The 20,296-nt window shown below is 73.9% G+C and carries 17 protein-coding genes; 6 read left to right on the top strand and 11 right to left on the bottom strand.

Going from position 1 to position 20,296, the window contains the following annotated elements; genetic code table 11:
- The first annotated feature begins 3 nt into the window (after positions 1-3).
- A complete protein-coding gene (locus tag FHX45_RS00670) occupies positions 4-657 on the top strand; it encodes a hypothetical protein (protein ID WP_167096050.1) in 654 nt (217 codons plus the stop codon).
- A 125-nt stretch (positions 658-782) separates the two neighbouring features.
- On the opposite strand, the gene FHX45_RS00675 is transcribed toward FHX45_RS00670, so the two are convergent.
- A complete protein-coding gene (locus FHX45_RS00675; protein WP_341771290.1) occupies positions 783-2,363 on the bottom strand; it encodes a YibE/F family protein in 1,581 nt (526 codons plus the stop codon).
- Positions 2,364-2,494: 131 nt separating this feature from the next.
- On the opposite strand from FHX45_RS00675, the gene FHX45_RS00680 reads away from it, so the two are divergent.
- Complete coding sequence (locus tag FHX45_RS00680; protein WP_167096053.1) at positions 2,495-2,899, top strand: SsgA family sporulation/cell division regulator; 405 nt, start codon at positions 2,495-2,497, stop codon at positions 2,897-2,899.
- Between the two features lie 13 nt (positions 2,900-2,912).
- Here the strand turns inward: FHX45_RS00680 and FHX45_RS00685 are convergent, their stop codons facing one another.
- The 7 genes from FHX45_RS00685 to FHX45_RS00715 all read right to left on the bottom strand — a co-directional run bounded on the left by FHX45_RS00685 (position 2,913) and on the right by FHX45_RS00715 (position 11,792).
- Positions 2,913-4,172 carry an ABC transporter substrate-binding protein gene (locus FHX45_RS00685; RefSeq protein WP_167096055.1) on the bottom strand — a complete coding sequence of 420 codons (1,260 nt, stop codon included), beginning with the start codon at positions 4,170-4,172 and terminating at the stop codon, positions 2,913-2,915.
- Complete coding sequence (locus FHX45_RS00690) at positions 4,169-5,257, bottom strand: hypothetical protein (RefSeq protein ID WP_167096057.1); 1,089 nt, start codon at positions 5,255-5,257, stop codon at positions 4,169-4,171. The genes FHX45_RS00685 and FHX45_RS00690 overlap by 4 nt, the downstream gene beginning before the upstream one ends.
- Complete coding sequence (locus FHX45_RS00695) at positions 5,254-7,092, bottom strand: tetratricopeptide repeat protein (RefSeq protein ID WP_167096059.1); 1,839 nt, start codon at positions 7,090-7,092, stop codon at positions 5,254-5,256. Before FHX45_RS00695 ends, FHX45_RS00690 begins: the two co-directional genes overlap by 4 nt.
- Positions 7,093-7,126: 34 nt before the next feature.
- The gene (locus tag FHX45_RS00700) at positions 7,127-9,232 is read right to left on the bottom strand and encodes a transglycosylase domain-containing protein (protein ID WP_167096061.1); all 2,106 of its coding nucleotides are present in this window, start codon (positions 9,230-9,232) and stop codon (positions 7,127-7,129) included.
- A gap of 77 nt (positions 9,233-9,309) precedes the next feature.
- A complete protein-coding gene (locus FHX45_RS00705; RefSeq protein WP_167096063.1) occupies positions 9,310-10,026 on the bottom strand; it encodes a WbqC family protein in 717 nt (238 codons plus the stop codon).
- A 13-nt stretch (positions 10,027-10,039) separates the two neighbouring features.
- Positions 10,040-10,693, bottom strand: coding sequence for a YdcF family protein (locus FHX45_RS00710; RefSeq protein ID WP_167096065.1), 654 nt, complete (start codon positions 10,691-10,693; stop codon positions 10,040-10,042).
- Between the two features lie 7 nt (positions 10,694-10,700).
- Positions 10,701-11,792, bottom strand: a complete 1,092-nt coding sequence (locus FHX45_RS00715; protein WP_167096067.1) for a helix-turn-helix domain-containing protein — start codon at positions 11,790-11,792, stop codon at positions 10,701-10,703.
- Between the two features lie 236 nt (positions 11,793-12,028).
- Here FHX45_RS00715 and FHX45_RS00720 point away from each other — a divergent pair, with 236 nt between their 5' ends.
- Both FHX45_RS00720 and mmuM read left to right on the top strand, forming a co-directional pair.
- On the top strand, positions 12,029-12,652 hold the full coding sequence (locus FHX45_RS00720) for a TetR/AcrR family transcriptional regulator (RefSeq protein WP_167096069.1): 624 nt from the start codon (positions 12,029-12,031) through the stop codon (positions 12,650-12,652).
- Positions 12,649-13,521: a homocysteine S-methyltransferase gene (gene mmuM / locus FHX45_RS00725; protein ID WP_167096071.1), complete on the top strand. Its 873-nt coding sequence runs from the start codon at positions 12,649-12,651 to the stop codon at positions 13,519-13,521. The genes FHX45_RS00720 and mmuM overlap by 4 nt, the downstream gene beginning before the upstream one ends.
- A 43-nt stretch (positions 13,522-13,564) precedes the next feature.
- Here the strand turns inward: mmuM and FHX45_RS00730 are convergent, their stop codons facing one another.
- Both FHX45_RS00730 and FHX45_RS00735 read right to left on the bottom strand, forming a co-directional pair.
- A complete protein-coding gene (locus FHX45_RS00730) occupies positions 13,565-14,797 on the bottom strand; it encodes a cytochrome P450 (RefSeq protein ID WP_167096073.1) in 1,233 nt (410 codons plus the stop codon).
- A complete protein-coding gene (locus tag FHX45_RS00735; RefSeq protein ID WP_167096075.1) occupies positions 14,798-16,327 on the bottom strand; it encodes a prenyltransferase/squalene oxidase repeat-containing protein in 1,530 nt (509 codons plus the stop codon).
- Positions 16,328-16,541: 214 nt separating this feature from the next.
- Here FHX45_RS00735 and FHX45_RS00740 point away from each other — a divergent pair, with 214 nt between their 5' ends.
- Entirely contained in the window at positions 16,542-17,450 is a 909-nt protein-coding gene (locus FHX45_RS00740; RefSeq protein WP_167096077.1) for a PAC2 family protein, read from the top strand.
- A gap of 22 nt (positions 17,451-17,472) precedes the next feature.
- On the opposite strand, the gene FHX45_RS00745 is transcribed toward FHX45_RS00740, so the two are convergent.
- The gene (locus FHX45_RS00745; RefSeq protein WP_167096079.1) at positions 17,473-18,804 is read right to left on the bottom strand and encodes a carboxylesterase family protein; all 1,332 of its coding nucleotides are present in this window, start codon (positions 18,802-18,804) and stop codon (positions 17,473-17,475) included.
- A 123-nt stretch (positions 18,805-18,927) separates the two neighbouring features.
- On the opposite strand from FHX45_RS00745, the gene hmgA reads away from it, so the two are divergent.
- Entirely contained in the window at positions 18,928-20,250 is a 1,323-nt protein-coding gene (gene hmgA, locus FHX45_RS00750; RefSeq protein ID WP_167096081.1) for a homogentisate 1,2-dioxygenase, read from the top strand.
- The last annotated feature ends 46 nt before the right edge of the window (positions 20,251-20,296 follow it).

A 20,296-nucleotide genomic window follows, 5' to 3' on the forward strand; every position in this document is an offset into this window, starting at 1 on the left:
GACGTGACCGAGCCGAGGAAACCGGCGGAACCGGGGCCGCTGCCGCTGCACCAGGAGGGCCCGGGGCTGACCCGGCGGCGCCTGGTGTCCGGGCTGGCCGGCGTGGTGATCGTGGCCGCGGCGTGCGGCGGTCTCGCCGGGCTGATCGGCGGCCAGATCGCGGGCCTGGCCGTGGCCGCCGTGGTGGGCCTGCCACTGCTGTGCGTCGTGGTGTGGAACGTGCGGCGCCGATTGTGGCTCGCGGGCACCACCGTGGTGGTCCGCGCCTTCCGCACGCGCCGCGTCGATCTGGTGTCGGCGCGGCGGATCGACCTCCTGGTGACCGACGTGCGCGGCGCCCGCACGGTGAGCCTGCTGGCCGGCTCCGGGCAGCGCGGCCGGGGTGTCCGGATCGACCTCGCCGTCTACGCCGGGACCGGCGGACGCGAACTGCCCGTCCTCACCCTCCGGCGGCTGGCCGACGCGCTGGCGGACAACATCGAATCGAACGGCCTGGTGTTCGCAGAGCTGCTGGTCGCGCAGCTGCGGGCGGAGGCGCGGGGCGCGGGGCTGTCCGAGCGGCCGCTGCACCAGCTGGCGTCCGCGGCACCGGCCGGCCGGATCGCGCAACGGTTCACGATGGACGCGGTGAGCCGGTTCGTGGCACGGCTGGGCTGACCAGGGGTTGCGCGCCGAGGCGCGCCTCCACCTGACGACCGAGCCCTTCCGGCAGGACGGGAACCGGGTGCCGGTCTTCGTACCCCATCGGGACAGCCGCGAGCGGTGCCGGTGCCCGCCTGGGGCTACTGATCGCTGCCGCGGCCGAGGTGGCTGCTGGGCTCGCGCGCGGCGATGATCGCGGCCAGCACGGTGGTGACCGGCACGGCCGCGACGATGCCGACACTGCCGGCCAGCGTGCGCACGATCTCCTGGGCCACGTCCTGCGAACCGAGGATCGCGCCCAGCCCGACGCCGGAGATCGACGAGTACAGCATCACCGGCAGCGCCGCACCGGCGTACGCCATGACCAGGGTGTTCACCGCCGAGCCGACGTGGTCGCGGCCGATCCGCAGCCCGGCCGAATACAGCTCCCGCCAGTTCAGCGACGGATTGGCGCGGCGCAGCTCCCACACCGCGCTGGTCTGGGTGACGGTGACGTCGTCGAGCACGCCGAGTGCGCCGATGACGACCCCGGCCAGCAGCAGGCCGCGGGCGTCCACGCCGTGCCCGAGCGACGCGATGAGCGTCGAGGTGCTGTCGTCCAGGCCGGTCAGCGAGGCGGCCGCGGAGAAGACCGCCGACAGCGCGCCGATCAGCGCCAGGCTGGCGAGCGTGCCCAGCACGGCCACCGAGGTGCGTGCCGACAGGCCGTGCGTGAGGTACAGGGCGATGAACATGATCAGCCCGGCGCCCACGATCGCGACGAGCAGCGGGTTCTGCCCGGCCAGGATCGCCGGCAGCACGAACGCCACCAGCACCACGAAACTCAGCGCCAGCGCGCCGAGCGCGGCCAGGCCCTGCCAGCGCCCGAGCACGACCACCGCCACCGCGAACAGCGCGGCGAGCACGGTGAGCGGGAGGCCGCGCTGGAAGTCGACCAGCTGATAGGACGCCGGGTCGGCGGCGTCCCCGCCGTTGTAGGCCAGCACGACGTGGTCGCCCGCGCCGAACCGGGGGGTGCTGGGTTCGATCGGGACCGTCAGCTCGACGGTGCGCCCGGTCGCCGGCCCGTCGGTGAGCGTGACCCGCGCCGTCAGGCACGGCTTGGCGTCCGGGCCGGGCTGGTCACCGACCTGCACCTGCCCGGCGGCCAGGCAGGGCCCCGAGGCGGCGGTGCGGACCGTGCCGTGCACCGGGGTGCCCTGGGAGATCGCCGAGGTGGGTTTCGCCTGGCCCCACGGGTAGAGCAGCAGCATCCCGGCGACCGTGCAGACCGCTACCGGCGCCAGCAGCCAGGTCAGCAGCAGCTTGACCCGGCGGGACGCCGGCGGGGCGGGGGAGTGCCCGTGACCGTGCCCGTGCCCATGACCGTGCCCATGATCGTGCCCGGTGGGGGGTGGCGTGGCGGGCCGGTCGTGCCGCGGGCGGGAGCCCGCGGTGGTGGACCGGCGGGCGCGGGCCGGTGCCGTCCCGGGGCCGGTGGCGCGAGCCGGGGGGCTGCCGGTGGTGCGCCCGGCGGTCCGTGGCTCGGCGGTCCTTGGTTCGGCGGTCCGTGGTTCGGCGGGGCGGCGGGGACGCTCCGGCGACCCGGCTCGACGCCCGGTGGGGTCGCCGCCGGTGTCACCAGGGGCCGGTCGCGCCTGCCGCGCCGCGGGATCGGCAGCAGGCGGCCCGGGCACGCGGCGGATCGGGCCGGTCACCGCCGCGGGGTCGTCGTGCTGCACCGCAACATGGTGCCGTCCGCGGCTCTCACTCCTCCGGGTGGGTCGGCGAACTCGTCCGGGAAATGGCGTAACGGGAGCCGCCCTGGCCCGTCCTCCCAGTGACGAGCCCGCAGCGGGACAGGAGGCCCATCGTGCACGCCGAAACGGTCGAGGAGCACCAGTTCGTCAGCCTGGACGGCTACGACGTCCCGGTCTTCTCGCGGTGGAGCTACACCACCGCCGATCCCTACGCGGTCACCCTGTCCTTCCGCGCCGACCGTGGCCGCTGGGTCGAGTGGTGCTTCGCCCGCGAACTCCTCGCCACCGGGCTGGGGCGGCCCGCGGGCGAGGGCGACGTGCGGATCCGGCCGGACCTGGCCGGCGGGGCCGGCCAGCTGCTGATCGAGCTGGAGTCGCCGGACGGGTACGCCGTCGTCGAACTCGGCCGCGAGGGCGTGGCCCGGTTCATCGCCTCCACGCACGCGCTCGTCCCGCTCGGCGCCGAGGGCGCCTTCGTCGACGTGGACGCGTTCATCGCGGAGATCACCAAGGTGTGAGCCCGCGCGCACCTCACTGTCCACACGGGACGGACAACCACTCCTGCGGGCTGACGCCGAGCCGGATCCGGTCCAGCTGCTCCAGCAGCGTGTCCAGCCGGCCCGGGTCGGCCAGGAACTCCAGCGCCGCGCGGTAGAACGCGCTGGTCATCGCCGCCGGCATCAGGTCCGAGGCGTCGAAGCAGAGCGTCCCGCCGGACCGCAGCGTGCCGGCGATCTTGCGCCCGGCCGGGTTGCCGTCGTAGACACCCAGGTCCACGCCCCGCGTCGCGGAGAACGCGCTGCCTCCGGTCACCCGCGGCCAGATCTCCTGCGCCGCCGGTGTCGCGAGGTACCGGATCAGCGCGCGCGAGGCCGGGGTGTCGGTGAACATCCCCGCCAGGTCGGCCGACACCTCATACGTTCCCGGCGCCACGTCCGGGCCGGCCGGCGGGACGGCGACGAAGTCCAGCGCCCGGCCCCCGTCCGGGTAGCGGGCCAGCATGAACGACCCGTTGTGCTCGAAGGCGCACGTCTGCGGGTCGGTGAGCATGCCCTTGCCCGCGTCGCCGAAGTAGGTCAGCAGCACCCGCCCCGGGTTGTCCCCGACGGTGGCGGCCATCATCGTGCCCCAGGTCCGCCACGCGCGCCGCACCTCCGGCGCGGTCCACGGCAGCTGCCCGGCCGCCCACCGGCGGTAGACCTCCGGGCCGGCCTGGTGCAGCAGCACGTCCTCGACCCAGTCCGTGCCCGGCCACCCGGACACCGGCGGTGCGCTCAGCCCGAGGCACCACGGGGCCGTGCCGGTCGCGGCCGTGAACTCGTCCCAGGTGCCCGGCCGGGGCAGGCCGTGCCGCGCCGGGTCGAACCAGACGATGCTCTTGAGGTCCACCTTCACCGCGATGCCGTAGAGGTGCGCCTGCCCGGCGGTCTGCAACTGGAGCCACTGTGGACCGTAGGCCTCCGCCGCTGCCGCGCCGAGCACGTCGTCGAGCGGGTACACGTTGTGCGCGCGCACGTAGGTGACCAGCTCGCCCGGGTTCGGCACGACCGCGACGTCCGGCGGGTTGCCGTTCTGCACGTCCGAGGCGAGCACCTGCGACACCGCGCGCGTGCCCTGGTACCGCACCCGGATGCCGGTCTGGGCGGTGAACCCGGCCAGCACCTGCTCGAACGCCGCACCCTCGCCCCCGGTCCACGACGCGAGGACGGTGATCGTGCGCGTGCCGTCCCCGGTGCCGCAGCCGGTGAGACACGCGGCGACCAGGAGCAGCACCCCGGCCAGCGTCCTCATGGGCGGAACCGGTATTCGTCGAGCCGGGCGTGCAGGCCCCACCCGGCCAGCACGGCGATCGCGAGCGTCACCGCGGGCACGACCAGCGGCAGCCGCCCGGACGTGGCCGCGGCGTCCAGCCGCTCGTTGACCTCGCGGGTGCCGGCCGCGGTCGTCGCCTCGTCCGGCACGGCGCCCGCGGCGGCCGGCGGCGCCGCACCGGCCGCGCCCACCGTCGCCCCGCAGTCGCCGCCGCGGCAGTGGGCGGCGACCAGCTGGACGAGCTGGTCCCGGCCGTCGGCGTCGGTGCGGGTCATCCGCCGGTCCCAGCCCGCGAGCACCTCGGTGAGCCGGTCCCGCGCGGTGTCCAGCCGGTGCACGGCGACGAGCGTGAACATCATGCTCGCGCACAACCCGAGCAGCAGCAGGGTCGCGGTCAGCAGCTGCGGGTTCACCAGTCGCTGGAAGCGCTTTCCTAGGTAGAGCTGTGTGAGGCACAACAACGCGAGCAGCACCGCGATCGGCGCCGCCCAGAGCGCGGGCCTGACCGGGTGCAGCCAGCCGGTGGCCAGCTGCCGCGCCAGTGCCTGCTCCTGCACCGCCCGCAGGTCGTCCAGCTGCGCGAGCACCCCGTCGGCGGAGTGCAGCAGCTGCGCGGAGGCGTCCCACAGGTCGGCGGTGCCGACGACCTCACCGCCGCCCTGGCGGTAGTGCGCGTCGGCCTGCGCGACCGCGGCCCGGTAGGCCCCCAGCAGGCCCTCCACCAGGCGCAGGATGCGGCTGCCCGCGTCGCCGGCCTCGTTCAGCTCCGCCACCCGGGTGAGGCTCTGGCTCGCCAGCGCCGTCTGCGCCGCGTACTCCGTGCCCGCGCCGGCCAGCCGCACCTCGCCGGAGGCGAAGCTGCGCACCACCGCCCGGTCCGCCCGGATCAGCGCCGACCTGGCCGCCGTCACCTCGATCACCGCCTGTGCCGTGCGGTCCCGGACCGTCTCCGCCGCGGCCTGCACACCCCGCACCGTGGCGAACGCGGTGACCAGCACGGCCACCGTGGTGACCAGCAGGGCCAGCCGCAGCCGGAGCAGGGTGCGCCGCGTCGTGGAGCTCACCACAGCGACCTGGCCCGCACCCCGTTGGCCCGGTCGATCAGCACCCCGTGCTCGTCCGCGGTCCGGGCCTGGCGGGCCAGCTCGCGGTAGGCGCGGTCCAGGCGATCCCGCAATCCCTTATCCGACACCGGGTCGCCGAGCACCGGGCCCGGCGGCACCGATCCGTCGCCGTGCGCCCGGACGAAGAGGAAAGCGCTTTCCAGAACCGCCGTCGCCAGCCGCTGCCACGACTCGTCGCCGTCCAAGGTCAGCGTGTGCAGCCGGTCGGCGGCGGAGGCCAGCTCCGCCGCCGACGGGTCCGGCCCGGCGGCGAGGATCCGGATCGCGGCGACGGCCGCGGCGTGCCGGTGCAGGGAGATCTCCGGGACCTCGTCGAGGACCGCGACGGCCGCGGCGCGCTCGCCCGCGCGCCACCGGATCCGCGCCAGCCCGAACGCGGCGCCCGCCTGCAAGCGGTCGCACGCCCACACCGCCTGGTAGAAGCGGGCGGCGGCCTCCGGCCGGTTCCGGTGCTCGGCGCAGAACCCCAGCGCGAGCTTGGGCGCGAGCTCGCCCGGCAGGTCCTGGTAGACCGTCCCGAACAGGTCCTCGGCCTGGCGCACCCGCCGCCCGGCCAGCGCGAGCAGACCCCGGTGCCAGCTGGTCCGCCAGTCGTGGTGCGCCAGCCAGCCCAGCTGCCGTTCGGCCGAGCTCAGGCAGTGCCCGGCCGCGGCCAGCCGGTCCCCGGCCGCCGTGCGGTGGTGGGCCTCCAGGTGCGCTCGCGCCCGGCGGAAGTCCACCTCCACCGACGCCGGGATGCTCGCCAGCTTGGCGAGCAGCCGTTCCGGGTCCGGCGCGCGGACGGTGCTCAGCAACGCCGTCTGCGGATCGTGCGGATCCGGGTGCGGCACCGGCAGTGCAGCGGCCGCGTCCGCCGGGGACGGGCGCCCGTCCCCGGCGGACGCCGCCGGGGCGCCGCCGCGGGTCCACGCGCTCAGCGGCGGGGCCTGGCCGAGCCCGTCGTCGAGCAACGCGGCGGATTCGGCGAACACCGCGGAGCGCGCGGGCCGCGGCTTCCCGTCGCCGAGGCAGCGCACCTCACGCAGCACCCCGCGCACCTGGTTCAGCATCTCGGGCACGTCGGCGAACCGCCGGTCGTAGTGGGCCTTCGCGCGGTCGACGAGGTGCCGGAAGGACTCCGCGCCCGGATCGTCCGGGCCGCAGCGGGCCAGCTCGTCCAGCATCACCCCAACCGCGTGGATGTCCGCGCGCTCGGTCAGCCCGTGCTCCCGGATCTCGGCGCGGCCGACCAGGTAGGGCGGGGTGCCGAGGACCGGGCTCGCCAGGTCGCCGGTCCGCCGGATCGCGCCGAAGTCGATCAGCTTCACCGTCTCGCCGGTGCGGATCACGTTGTCCGGCTTCATGTCGCAGTACAGCAGCCCCTGCCGGTGCAGGTAGTCCAGCGCGTCCAGCACCGGCACGGCGCAGGCGAGGGTCTCGGCGAGGGACAGCCCGCCGCCGTCGCACACCGCCCGCAGCGACGGCCCGTCCACGTGGTCCATCACCAGGTACCGCAGGCCGCGGTGGGTCACCACGTTGAAGATCCGCACGATGCCCGGGTGCTCCAGCGCGGTGAGCACCCGGCTCTCCTGCGCGGCGAGCCGGATCGCCGCCGTGTCGTGCGGGCGCGTCAGTCCCTTGAGCACAACCTGTTTGCCCTGCAGGTTGCGATCCCGGGCCAGGTAGATCAATCCGAAGGCGCCGCGGGCGAAGCAGCTCAGCACCTCGTACTGCCCGGCCACCAGCTCACCCGGCGTGAGCCCGCCGGGGTCCGGGGGCTCCGCCTCGACGCCCACTCACCGGAGGTTACGACACGACGGCGCTGCGTGGCTAGGACCGGGCGCGCAGGTAGGTGGGATCGGCCGCGGGAATGGCGGTGTCCGGCCGGCCGCCCAGGATCTGGCTCATCGCGTGGAAGTACGGCGGCGCCGCGACCGTGCCACCGAACGCGCCGTGCCCGCAGGAGCCCAGGTGCACCGGCGTGCCGGGGCAGATCTCATCGGGGTGCGGGCCGTCGGCGAACACCATGGACGACACGGCGTAGTCGTCGACGCCGCCGATGAACGCCACCGACTCGCTCTGCTGCGTGGTGCCGGTCTTGCCGAAGTCTGCGTGGTGCCACCCGGCCGCGGCCGCGGCCGCGGCGGACGTGCCCGTGATCGTGTCCTGGCTCAGCCCGTTCAGCAGCGTGTTCGCCAGCCCCGGTGCCACCACCTGTTCGCACGGCGGCTGTTTCACGGCGACGTCGTGTCCGTTGCGGTCGGTGACGGACAGGATCGGGTCCGGCTGGCACCACGTGCCACCGCTCATCAGCGTCGCCGACACGTTGGCCATCTCCAGCGGGCTCACCGGGCTGTTGCCCAGGGTGAACGACAGCTTGTTCTGGAAGTACTGCGACTGCGGCTCGCTGTACTGCGGGTTCGGCGACGACGGGTCCGGTTTCGCGCCGGCGTCGTTGGTGTTCAGGCTGGTGCGCAGACCCAGCCGGCGCGCCATGTCCAGTACCGCCGGCATGCCGACCTGCTGTTCCAGGTTGACGAAGGCGACGTTCGGTGAGGTGGCGAGGCCGTCGCGCAGCGAGATCGGGTTCGGGTAGTTCACGCCGTCGTTCTGCACGCAGTACTGCGGCGTGTAACGGTTGGCGCCCGGCTGGGTGAAGCACCCGCCGGCCTGGTTGGGCAACGGCGTTTCCAGGCCCGCCTTGCCGGTCTCCAGCGCCGCCGCCGAGGTGAAGATCTTGAACGACGACCCGGCGCCGAACACGTTGCTGGGAGCCGCGACGATGTTCGTCGACGTCTCGCCCTTGGCCGGATCGGTGCCGTAGTTGCGGTTGGCGACCATGGCCAGCACCTCGTGGGTGTTCTGCCCGGGCCGGATGACCGCGAAGGTGTTCGCCACGCCGTCCTGCGTGGTCGGCACGTTCGCCTCCACGGCCTGCTTGACGGTCCGGCTCACCAGCGGGTCCATCGTCGTGCGGATGAGGTAGCCGCCGGTCTCCAGCTGATCGGCGGTGAAGCCGGACTGGAGGAGGTAGCTCTCGGCGTACTGGCAGAGGAACCCCGCATCCGGCGTGGAACCCAGGCAGGTGCTCGAGGGCAGGTCCGGGCCGTCGGGCAGCACACCGAGCGGCGCGGTCTTCGCGGCGGCGCCGTCCGCCGGGGTCAGGGTCCTCGTGCCGACCATCGCGTCGATGACGACGTTGCGGCGCTGCGTGGCCTGGTCCGGATGCGTGTAGGGGTTGTACAGGCTGGGGTTGTTCACCATGCCGGCGAGCAGCGCGGCCTGCGGCACGGTGAGCTTGTCCGGCGTGGTGCCGAAGTAGGCGTGCGCGGCGGCGCCGACGCCGTAGACGTTGCCGGTGAACTCCACCACGTTCAGGTAGCCGCTGAGGATGTCGTCCTTGGACACCGTCTGTCCGAGCTGGACGGCGATCTTCGCCTCACGCAGCTTGCGCGCGATCGTGTCGGCCTGGTCGGCCAGCTGGTCGGCCCGGTTGTTCCGGTCCACGACGTTGATGAGGTAGTTCTTGACGTACTGCTGGGTGATCGTCGACCCGCCCTGGGTGCTGCCGCCGGAGGAGTCGTGCAGCGCGGCGCGGACCATGCCCTTCACGTCCACGCCGCCCTCGTCGTAGAACCGGCGGTCCTCGATCGAGACGATCGCCGCCTTCATCGCGGGGGAGATCTGGTTCGCGGTCACCGGGAGGCGGTACTGGTCGTACAGCGTCGCGATCGGGTTGCCGTCACGGTCGGTCACCGTCGTCACCAAGGGCTGCTCGCTGTTCGCCAGCGCTGCCGAGATCCCGTTCACGGAGTCGGCGACCTGGTTGGACAGCACCCCGGCGCCGAGCGCGACGGGAGCCACCACCCCGGCGACGAGGAGCCCGGCGACCGCGCAGTAGGCGAGGAGCCGGGGCACACCACGAGACAGACGCACGCCGTCCAGGATAACTCCGCCGCGGTGAATTGCCGGTTGCCGAAATTGTCTTTACCCGGTGTGGAAACAATCTTTGCTCACTGTGCCGGCACCCGGTCCGGGACCAGGCAGTCCCGCACCCCCGCCGGTCCGCGTGTGGCGAACGCCCACAGCGCGCTCGCGGTGCGCATCCCGCGGTCGCGGGTGAGCGGAGGCGGCGACGGGTAGCGCACCCGCAGCCCCCGTTCGGCGAACGGGCGCTCCGACAGGTACTTCGCCCCGCCCGGACCGCACAGGTAGATTCCGGCCCCGGCCGCCGCGGTGAGATCGGCCAGCCGCTCGGACCGGCCCTCGCGTGCGGTCAGCTCGCTGCTGCGCACCACCGCGCCCCGCCAGCCCATCCGGTCGAGCATGGCACGCACCGACACCTCGGCCACCACCGCGAGCCGCTCGTGCAGCGCCAGCGCGGCGAGCACCTCGTCGACGATGCCCGCGGTCTCGGGCCAGTGCGCGCAGCGACCGTAGTACTGCCGGACCAACCGCGACATCGTGCGGTGTGCCGCGGCCGGATCGGCCGGCCGCAGCTCGCGGATCCGGGTGGCCCGGCCGCGCGGCCGGTGCACCGGTACGGTCAGCCAGCGCTGGTCCTCGGGGTCGGCGGCCGCGGCCAGCCGCGCGCGGTGCTGGTAGTCGCGGCCGTTGAACTGCACGTCGTCGAGCACGACCCACACGTCCGCGCAGAACAGCTTGCCCAGTGTGGACAGTCTCGGGAAGAGATTCGGCTGGTGGACCGCGCAGGAGAGCGTCTGGGGCACGGCCGGTATGGAATCACAGCATCCGGCTGCGGAATCCGGCTTCCACCAGTCGGCGATATGCGGAATACACGATCGGGGGAATTTTCTGGGGAATGGCGAATCCTTTTCGTGGATATTCGAGGAGGCGCTGGAAATCGCCCACGATCATGTCGATCAGCTCGGTACCGTGCCGGGTCCGCAGCGCGTACTCGGTGAGCGACACCGGCGCCGAGGCGCACACCGGCTCCACCTCCGGCCACACCTTGCGCGTCGTGGCGAACGCGCGGCGCTCCATGTAGGGCATCGAGACCAGCATCAGCGAGGTCACCTCGACCCCCGCCGCGGCGAGGACCGCCCGGGACAGCACGATGTTCTCGCCCGTGTTGGCCGCGTGCGGCTCGACGAGGATCGCGTCACCGGGCACGCCCAGTTCGAGCGCGCGCTCCCGGTAGTGCACGCCCTCGCCGCGCGGGAAGTCGCGCGCCGTTTCCCGGCTGTTGCCGCCGGTGAACACCACCACCGGGAACAGGCCCTGGTGGTAGAGCTCGGCCGCGTACGCGGCGACGCCGAGGTCGTGGCAGCCCAGCCCGACCGCCGCCGAGCACGGTTTCGGGTGGTGCCGCAGCCGGTGGAACTCCCACACCAGCTCGGCGTCGGCCCACACCCGGTCGAGCAGCATCTTCCGCATGATCGGGCTACCGGCACTCGAAACCGCGGCGGATGCCCTCGATGCTGCGCACCTGGTGCATGAGCCCGTAGCGGGCGGACAGGCGGGCGGTCCGGTCCAGCGTGGCGAGCCCGGAACCGGCGGTCGCGCCGTCGGACAGCAGGATGTGGGCGTGCGCGGTGTCCAGCCGCACCTGCTGCAGCGGGGTGTCGTCGACGCGGTGCGACAGCGCCACCTCGATCGCCCGCCCCGCCGCCGTCAGATCGCCCGCGCCGCGGTGGGCCAGCGCCAGTTTCTGGTGCGCGATCGACCAGTCCGCGGGCTCCTCGAGCCGCTCGAACGCGCGGATGGCGGGCACGATGTGGCGGGTCGCGGTCTCGTGCAGGCCGCGCTTGCTCAGCGCGGTGCCCACCCACAACTGCGCGCGGGTGCGGTCGTGCGCGCTGAGCCGGTCGTCGGTGGTCAGGCTCGTGTAGCGGGCCGCCGCCGACTCCAGCTGCCCGGACATCTCGGCGATGACCACGAGTTGCAGTTCCAGCTGGGCCACCCGGCGCGGGGACTTCAGTTCGGTGAACACCCGCAGTGCCTGGCGGTAGACGGGTTCGGCGGACAACGGCCCGCGCAGCGCACCCTGGTCCTGCCGCACCTCGCCGAGCAGCCGCAGCGACCGGCCGTAGAGGTACAGACCCTGTGCGTCGGAGCTGTCCGGCTCAAACCGGTCCAGCCAGCGGCCCAGCAGGGTGCTCGCGAGGCGGAACTCCTGCCGCCCCAGGCAGGCGACGGTGCGGTCCAGGTCGTCGGTCCAGGCCTCGTAGTCGTGGCGGGGCGACGGTCCGGGTGCGGGGCCGGACTCGCGCGCACCGGTCACCAGCACCTCGAACCGGGTCCGCGCGCCGTCGTCCGCTCTGGCCAGCGCGGTGTCCAGGATCGCCTGCGTGTCCGGGCGCGGGACCGTCGAGGTTCCGCCGCTTTCCCATTTCGCGACGGTGCGCGCCGCGACGCCGAGGTAGGCGGCGAAGCCGCGCACCGACAGGCGCAGGGCGTGCCGCAGCAACCGCGCCTCCCGTCCCGTCCACTGGTGGGCGGTAGCGGCTGCCGCAGATCTCGTCCCGGCGCTCACACGATCAGGGTAACCACATCGGGGCCACACCAGGACGCCGAAAGGGCAACGGTCGTTCGTTTCCGTCACGAGTTCGCTCGTTCAGGCTAGAGCGAGGCACCCGGCGCCGGGGCTGACTCCTTGTCCCGGGCCGCCCCTCGGCGCCGGGTGCCGTGGCACACCGCCGGCACCGGCATTCCCGTGGCCCCGCAGGGGAAAGCGCGCGCGCCGCACGGACGGCACACTACGATGGGGTGATGACCGGCATCTCCACGCCTGCCCGGAACACGTTCCGCGAGCAGCAGTGGCGGGAAGCGCACGACCGTTACCTCGAGTGCGCGCGGGAGGTGTTCGCCCGTCTCGGGTACCACGCCGCCACGGTCGCCGACATCGTCGCCACGGCCAACGGCAGCCGGGCCACCTTCTACGCGCACTTCCGCGACAAGGCCGACATCGCGGCCGCGCTGTTCGAGCGGATCCTGCCGGACACCGCGGCGCTGTACCGGATGCCGGCGCACTTCCCGGAGCTGACCCCGGAGCGGGTGCGCACCTGGCTGGACGAGCACGTGCTGGCGTTCTGGTCGCGGTACGCCGTGGAGATCGACGTCCTGACCCAGGCCGTCGCCGACGATCCGCGGGTCGCTGCCCGGCACTACCAGTGGGGTGTGGACGCCGCCCGCGAGTTGGCGCCGTACCTGGCACAGTGGACCGGCGAGCACGAGCAGGCCGGGCTGACCCGTGCGCTGTTGCTGGTGCTGCAACTGGAACAGGCGTGCTACCACTGGCTGATCCGGGGCGTCGGGCACGACCGGTCGCTGGTGCTGGACGTGCTCGCCGACGTGTGGTGGCGCGAGCTGACCTACCTGCGCACCGGCCCGTGACCGTCGTCCTCGACGGCGGCCTGGCCACCGAGCTGGAGGCGCGCGGGCACGACCTCTCCGACGCGTTGTGGTCGGCGCGGCTGCTGGCCGACGACCCGGACGCGATCGTCGCCGCGCACCGCGCGTTCTTCCGCGCCGGCGCGCGGGTCGCGACCACGGCCAGCTACCAGGCCAGTGTCGCCGGGTTCGCCGAGGCCGGCATCGCCCGCGACGAGGCGGTCCGGTTGCTCGGGCTGAGCGTCGAACTCGCCCGGGAGGCGCGGGTGCGCGGTGACGAGCTGGTCGCCGCGTCGATCGGGCCGTACGGCGCGACGCTCGCCGACGGCTCGGAATACCGTGGCCGCTACGGGCTTTCGGTCGGCGAGCTGGCCGCGTTCCACCGGCCGCGTGCGGAGATCCTGGCCGCGGCCGGACCGGATCTGCTGGCCTGCGAGACGGTGCCCGATGTGGACGAAGCCGAGGCGATGCTGCTCGCCATCGAGGGGCTCGGGGTCCCGGCGTGGCTGTCCTACACGATCATCGGGGAGAGCACCCGCGCCGGCCAGCCGCTGACCGAGGCGTTCGCCGTGGCGCGGGGCAACGACCAGATCGTGGCGGTCGGCGTGAACTGCTGCGATCCCCGGGACGTCGCGGTGGCCGCCGAGATCGCCGGTGCGGCGAGCGGGAAACCGGTGATCGTCTACCCGAACAGCGGTGAGAGCTGGGACAGCCGGGGCCGGCGCTGGACCGGCGGATCCCGCTTCGCACCGGAGCTGGTGCGCGACTGGCTCGCCGCCGGGGCCGGCTACGTGGGCGGGTGCTGCCGGGTGGGACCGGCGGAGATCGCGGCGCTCACCGCGGTGGTCAGCGGGCCGGGAACGAGCAGATAGCTCACGGCAGCGGAAGCGCAGGCGGTGCCCGGGCGGCGCCCGCTCAGTCGCGGCACGCCACCACTTGCAGCCGCAGCCGTGACGACGGTGCGATCGCGTGCCCCCGCAGCTCCGGTACCCCGGCATCGAGGTCGACGCACCGCAGCACCCGGCGCCGCAGCAGGGCTGCGATGATCATCCGGATCTCCAGCTGCCCGAGCCGGCTGCCGAGGCAGAACCGGGTGCCCCCGCCGAACGGCAGATATCCCTCCGGGGTGGCGCGGCGGCCGAGGAACCGCGACGGGTCGAAGGTGTGCGGGTCGGGGAAGTACTCGGCCCGGTGGTGGGCCAGGTAGACGCCGGGCGTGATCACCGTCCCGGCCGGCAGCGTCCGGCCCAGCAGCTCCATCGGTTCGGGCAGCGCCCGGTTCCCGGCCACCTCGACCGGCGGGTGCAGCCGCAGCGCCTCGGAGATCACCGCGTGCAGCACCGGCACGTCCGCCGGATCGGATCCGTCGCTGGTGGTGGAGGAGATTTCGGAGGACACGGCGTCGTGCAGATCCGGCCTGCGGAGGAGCCAGTACAGCGTCCACGCGGTGGCCGACGCGGTGGTCTCGTGCCCGGCGAACAGCAGCGACACCACCTGGTCACGCAACTCGTCGTCCGGCACCGGCCCGAGCGGCCCGTCCGCGGACAGCAGCGGCGCCAGCAGGCCGTCCGGGGCGGACCGCGCGGCGGCCACCAGGCGCGCGTCCAGGTCCGGGCCCGAGCGCGGCAGGCCGCCGCGCAGGAACCGGTAGGTCAGCGTGCGGTGACGCTTGCCGAGTGCCCGGTCCAGCCAGACCGTGACCTCCCGCAGCAGCACCGGATCCGCGACCCCCAGGATCATCCGCGCGATGATGGCCAGGGCCACCCGGCGCGTCCACGCCGGGAGCCCGAACACGGTGCCCGCCACCAGCGTGTCGATCTCCGCGTCGATGGCGGCGGCGATCAGCCCGCGGCTGGCGGCGAGACGGCTTCCCCGCAGCGGCGGCCCGAGCACCTTCCGGTACGCCGCGTGGCGCGGGCCGTCGGCCCACAGCAGCGACTTCGGCCCCAGCAGCGGCGTCAGGGACCGGCTGGCGGGGTGCCGCAGCCCCGCGTCCTGCCGGAACAGCCCGGTGAGCGCTTCGTGGTGCCACACCAGCACCTTCGGGGCCGGACCGCCGCGCACCTCCAGCATCCCGGCGGGGTCGTCGGCGTGTCTGTCCAGGAAGGACAGTGGGGCCAGGGCGAGCGCGAGTTCCACCCGGCTCATTCACGCGGTCCGTTCGGCATGTGCCGGTTCGAGCCGCGTCAGCAGCGCCGCCACGCGGGGGTGGGTGCGGGCCAGGTGCAGGGCCGCGATCCCCTCGGCGCGCACGATGCGCCCGGGGGTGTAGAGGTCCTTGTCCTGCCACAACGGGGGATGCGCCGCGTCGTCCGGCCAGGACAGCAGGAACGCGCACCCGCGGGCGGCCGCCTCGTCCGCCCAGGGCTCACCGGCCCGGGTGAGGACCTGGACGGCGTAGGCGGTCTCCTCGAACGTGCCGGACCACCGGCCCCACGAGCCGTCCGGCCGCTGGGTCCGCGCGATCCACTGCAGCGCCCGGGCGCGGACCGCCGGGGCGTGCCCGCTCGCGTTCAGCGCGAGGAAGCACTGCGCGGTCGCGTAGTACGGGGACGCGTGCCACTTGTCGGTCCAGCTGCCGTCGGCGTGCTGCCGGCCGGCGATCCACCCGGCGAGGCGTCCGGTCACTTCGGACGGTCCGGCGGTGTGCAGCGCCTGCAGCACATGGGCGTTGGTGGTGACGGAGGGGGTGCGTTCGTCCGGGTAGGTGCAGAAGTGATGGTCCACCCGGTAGCCGTCGAGGCAGTCCAGCGGGACCGGCCTGCCGTGCGCCGCCAGCGCGCGCAGCGTTGTGGCGGTGTCGTCGGCGTCCGGCGGCAGGCCGGCCCCGCCCGCGGCGCCGTCCGTCCCGACCGCGGCGGACAGCCCGTCGAGCACCTCCCCGGGCACGGCGATCCGCAGGCCCGCCCCGGCGAACGCGGACAGCACCCAGGATCGTTCGAACACCGCCAGCGGGGCAGCCACCGGCACGGCACCACCGTGCCGGGCCTGGACGTCCTCCAGGTACCGCGCCCCGGAGCCGGTGACGGCGCCCCCGAGCCAGGCGGCCGTGGCGGCGGGGGAACAGCCCAGCCCGTGCGGACCCGGACGGAGCGGACCGGAGCCGTGCGCCGCCGCACCCAGTGCCTCCAGCGAATGCACGATCTTCTCCGGCAGCGGCCGCCCGGCCGCGACCAGGCTGCGCAGCCCGTCCAGGACGTCGGGCCGGGTACCGGGCGCGTGCGGCACCCGGCGGCCGCCGGCCAGGACGACGCCGTCGGCCGCGAGCGCGTCCAGATGCGCGTTGAGCGCGGACACCAGCGACGGCACCAGGATCTCCACCGCGACGGTGTCCGGCAGCTCGACGCGCAGCTGCGGGCCCCATCGCGTGGCGAGGAACCGCAGCCCGCGCTCGGCCGCCGCCAGGACCGGGGACGCGCCGCCGCGGCGGAACTCCGTCAGCAGCGCCTCCGTCGCGCTCAGCGTGGGCAGCAGGCCGTAGCCGTCCGGGCCGCCCCAGCTGCCCTCCGGTGCCTGCCTCGCCAGCAGGAACGCGACCCGGTTCGCGTGCCCGGCGAGGTCCGGGATCAGGGTGACCAGGCGGGCGGTCTCGTAGACCGACGGGGAGAAGTCCCCGTCCGGATCCGTGGCCACGGCGTGCACCAGGTGCTGCGCCAGCTCGGCGAGGTCGGCGGTCATGGGCGGTCCCCCGTGGTTCAGCGGTGGCGATGATCACGCTCCGCATACCGGCCGTGACAATGCGGAGAACGAATCTAACAGCTTTGAACAGCGTTTTGCAGTGGGTTCGCCCGAGTGGCCCAGTAGCCCGGTGGAAGTAAGCCTGTCGGCGGGATGGATCGCGGCCCTCGCTACGTTGAGTGTCGAGGAGAGGTGGCCAGACAGGCAGGAGGCTGTGGTGTTCGATCCGACGGATCTCTACGAGGTGGACTCGGAGCTCCCGGAGTTGAGCGGGGCGGTGCTGCTGCACCAGCTCGACGGCTTCATGGACGCCGGTCAGGCCGGGGCGCTGGTCAGCGAGCACCTCAAGTCGAACTGGGACAACCGGGTGGTGGCGCGGTTCGACGTGGACCGGCTGCTCGACTACCGGGCGCGGCGGCCGGTGATGACCTTCGACACCGACCACTGGGAGAGCTACGACACCCCGGAGCTGGCGGTGCGGCTCTTCCACGACGAGGCCGGCACCCCGTTCCTGCTGCTGAGCGGGCCCGAGCCGGACGCGCTGTGGGAGCGCTACGCCGCGGCCGTGCGATCGCTCGTGGAGCGGTGGGACGTGCGGATGACCGTGTCGTTCCACGGGATCCCGATGGGCGCACCGCACACGCGCCCGCTCGGGGTGACCGCGCACGCCACCCGGCGCGACCTGATCGGCGACTACGAGCCGGTGCTCAACCGGCTGGAGGTGCCGGGCAGCGCGCTCAACCTGACCGAATACCGCCTCGGGCAGGCCGGGCACGACGCCGCCGGGTTCGCCGCGCACGTGCCGCACTACCTCGCGCAGTCGCGGTACCCGGCGGCCGCGCTGACCGTGCTGGGCTCGATCACGCGGCTGGCGGGCCTGTCGCTGCCGGACGAGGCGCTGCGCGCGGCGTCCCGGCGCACCGACGCCGAGATCGCCCGGCAGGTGGCCGAGTCGGACGAGGTGGCCGAGGTCGTGCACGCGCTCGAGCGGCAGTACGACCTGTTCGTCGAGGCGATGGACGGCAAGCAGACCCTGCTCGCCGACGTGGGCTCGATGCCCACGGCCGAGGAGCTGGGCGCGGAGTTCGAACGCTTCCTGGCCGAGCAGGATCGCCGCGAGTAACCCGCGCGGGCTCGCCGGGGTGCTACGGCAGGCGGTGGGGCGCGCGTTTCGGTGCGTGCCGCGGCCAGCCGGGCTCCGGTGTGCCGGTCCGGGCGAAGGACAGCCAGGCCGCCCGCAGCGTCCGGCCCGTCCGGGTCACGGTGCTCCACTCGGCGCCCGCCAGCATCGGCGCGTCCCGCCAGGCGGCTTCGTCGCCGAGCAGGAACGGCAGCTCGATGCAGTGCCCGGCGCCGAACGCCGACTCCGGCGCGGCCCAGTCGAACACGTAGCTGTACACCCGCCCGCCGCGCGCGGCGAGCTGGTCGGCGAACGCGCGGGAGGGCCCGGCGAACATCCAGCGCGTGACGCCGGCCTTGACCGCCGCCGTCGCGCGCGCGGTGAGCGGGAACCGGTCCAGCTGCGCGATCCCGGGCTTGCCGGTGAGGAACGAGTTCATCTCCGCCGCCGTGGTGCCGATCAGCACGTCCACCTCCGGCGCGAACCGGGCGCGCTGCGACAGCCACTGCGACACGCTCGGCAGCGGAGGCGCGTCGGCCACCGGGCAGAACGGCGGCACCGAGTACAACCCGCCCGGGCCGGCCGCCCGCACGACGGTCGCCACCTGCGCGCGGAGGATCTCCGCGGTCGGCGCGGTGCGCGGATCCGTCCCCAGCGCCGCGGTGAACAACCGCGCGGTGCGGGCGGCCGTGCGGGCACCCGCCAGGCGCAGGCCCAGCGGCGCGCTCTGCAGGATCGCCCGCCGGAACAGGCCGCGCGCCTGCGGCAGCGCCATCAGGCACGCGATGGAGTGCGCGCCGGCGGACTGCCCGAACACCGTCACGTCGTCCGGATCGCCGCCGAACGCCGCCGCGTTGTCCCGCACCCAGCGCAGCGCGGCGAGCTGGTCGAGCAGCCCGAGGTTGCCCGGGGACACCCCGGGCAGGTGCAGGTACCCGAGCGCGCCGAGCCGGTAGTTGGGCGCCACGAACACCACGTCGCCCTCGGCGGCCAGCCGGTGTCCACCGTAGAACCCGAACGAGTTCGCCCCGGTGACGTACGCGCCGCCGTGCAGCCACACCATGACCGGCCGCTTGCGGTCGTCGGCCGCGGGCGTGACGACCGTGAGGTTCAGGCACTCCTCGTCCTGCTCCGGCAGGTCCGCGGGCACCCCCAGGACACCGTCCGGGCGCACCGGCGGTTGCGGGCTCACCGGGCCGTGCCGGGTGGCGTCGCGGACCCCGGTCCACGGCTCGGCCGGCTCGGGCGGGGCGAACCGGGGCGCGCGGGCGAAGGGCACGCCCCGGAACTCGGCGAGGCCGTCGCCGGTGACGAATCCGCGAAGCTTGCCGCCCCCGGCGACCACCACGGTATCCACTCCACCACTGTAACGGCGCGCGGTGTCGCATGATCGTGTCCCGGCGCCCGCCGGAGTTGCCCCGCGCCGGGAGCGGCACCACGCTGGAGTGACCTCAGCAGCCGACGAGGGCAGGTGGGCACGATGACGAGCACGGTCGAGCCGGACGTCCGGACGGGCACCGAACTGGCGTACCTGGCGGGGTTCGGCAACGAGCACCACAGCGAGGCCGTTCCCGGTGCGCTGCCGGTCGGGCGCAACTCCCCGCAGCGGGCACCGCTCGGGCTCTACGCGGAGCAGCACAGCGGCACGGCCTTCACCGAACCGCGGGCGCACAACCGGCGCAGCTGGGTCTACCGCATCCGGCCCTCGGCCGCCCACCCGCCGTTCCACCCGGTCGAGCACCCGGCCCTGCGCAGCGCGCCGGTGACCGGTGGCCTGCCGGACCCGAACCGGATGCGGTGGGACCCGGTGCCCTTCCCCGGCGAGCCGGCCGACTTCGTCGACGGTCTCTACACCGTCGGCGCCACCGGCGACGTCCTGCAGCGCGCGGGCATCGGCATCCACGTCTACCGCGCCACCCGCAGCATGACCGACCGTTGTTTCGTCGACGCCGACGGGGAACTGCTGCTGGTGCCCGAGCTCGGCGCGCTGCTGCTGCACACCGAGTACGGCAGGCTCCGCGTGGAACCGGGGGAGATCGCGGTGATCGGCCGTGGCGTGCGGTTCCGGGTCGACCTGCTCGACGAGAAGGCGCGCGGTTACGTGTGCGAGAACTACGGGCAGCCGTTCACCCTGCCCGAACTCGGGCCGATCGGCGCCAACGGCCTGGCCAACGCGCGCGACTTCCTCTACCCGGTCGCGGCGTTCGAGGACCGGGAGACCACCATCGAGGTGGTGCAGAAGTTCGGCGGGCGGCTGTGGGCGGCCGAATACGACCACTCACCGCTGGACGTGGTGGCCTGGCACGGCAACCACGCCGCGTACAAGTACGACACCGCGCGGTTCGCCGTGATGGGCACGGTCAGCTTCGACCATCCCGACCCGTCCATCTACACGGTGCTCACGTCGCCGTCGGAGCTGCCCGGACAGGCCAATGCGGACTTCGTGATCTTCGCGCCGCGCTGGCTCGTCGGCGAGGACACCTTCCGCCCGCCCTGGTACCACCGGAATGTGATGAGCGAGTTCATGGGCCTGGTCAAGGGGGTGTACGACGCCAAGGCCGAGGGGTTCGAGCCGGGCGGGGCGAGCCTGCACAACATGTGGTCGGCCCACGGCCCGGATGCGGCGACCTACGAGAAGGCGAGCACGCAGGAGCTGGTGCCGCAGAAGATCGGCGACACGCTCGCGTTCATGTTCGAGACCCGGTGGCCGGTGGTGACCACGGACTTCGCGGCGTCGGCCGCGCACCGGCAACCCGGTTACGACGAGGTGTGGCGCGGCATCCGGCGTGAGTTCACCCGGTGATCCCGGCCCGGTGGGGTGGCCGTCGCACGCCGTCGGGCCACTGAGG

The sequence above is a fragment of the Amycolatopsis granulosa genome, assembly GCF_011758745.1.
Taxonomy (GTDB): Bacteria; Actinomycetota; Actinomycetes; order Mycobacteriales; family Pseudonocardiaceae; genus Amycolatopsis_E; species Amycolatopsis_E granulosa.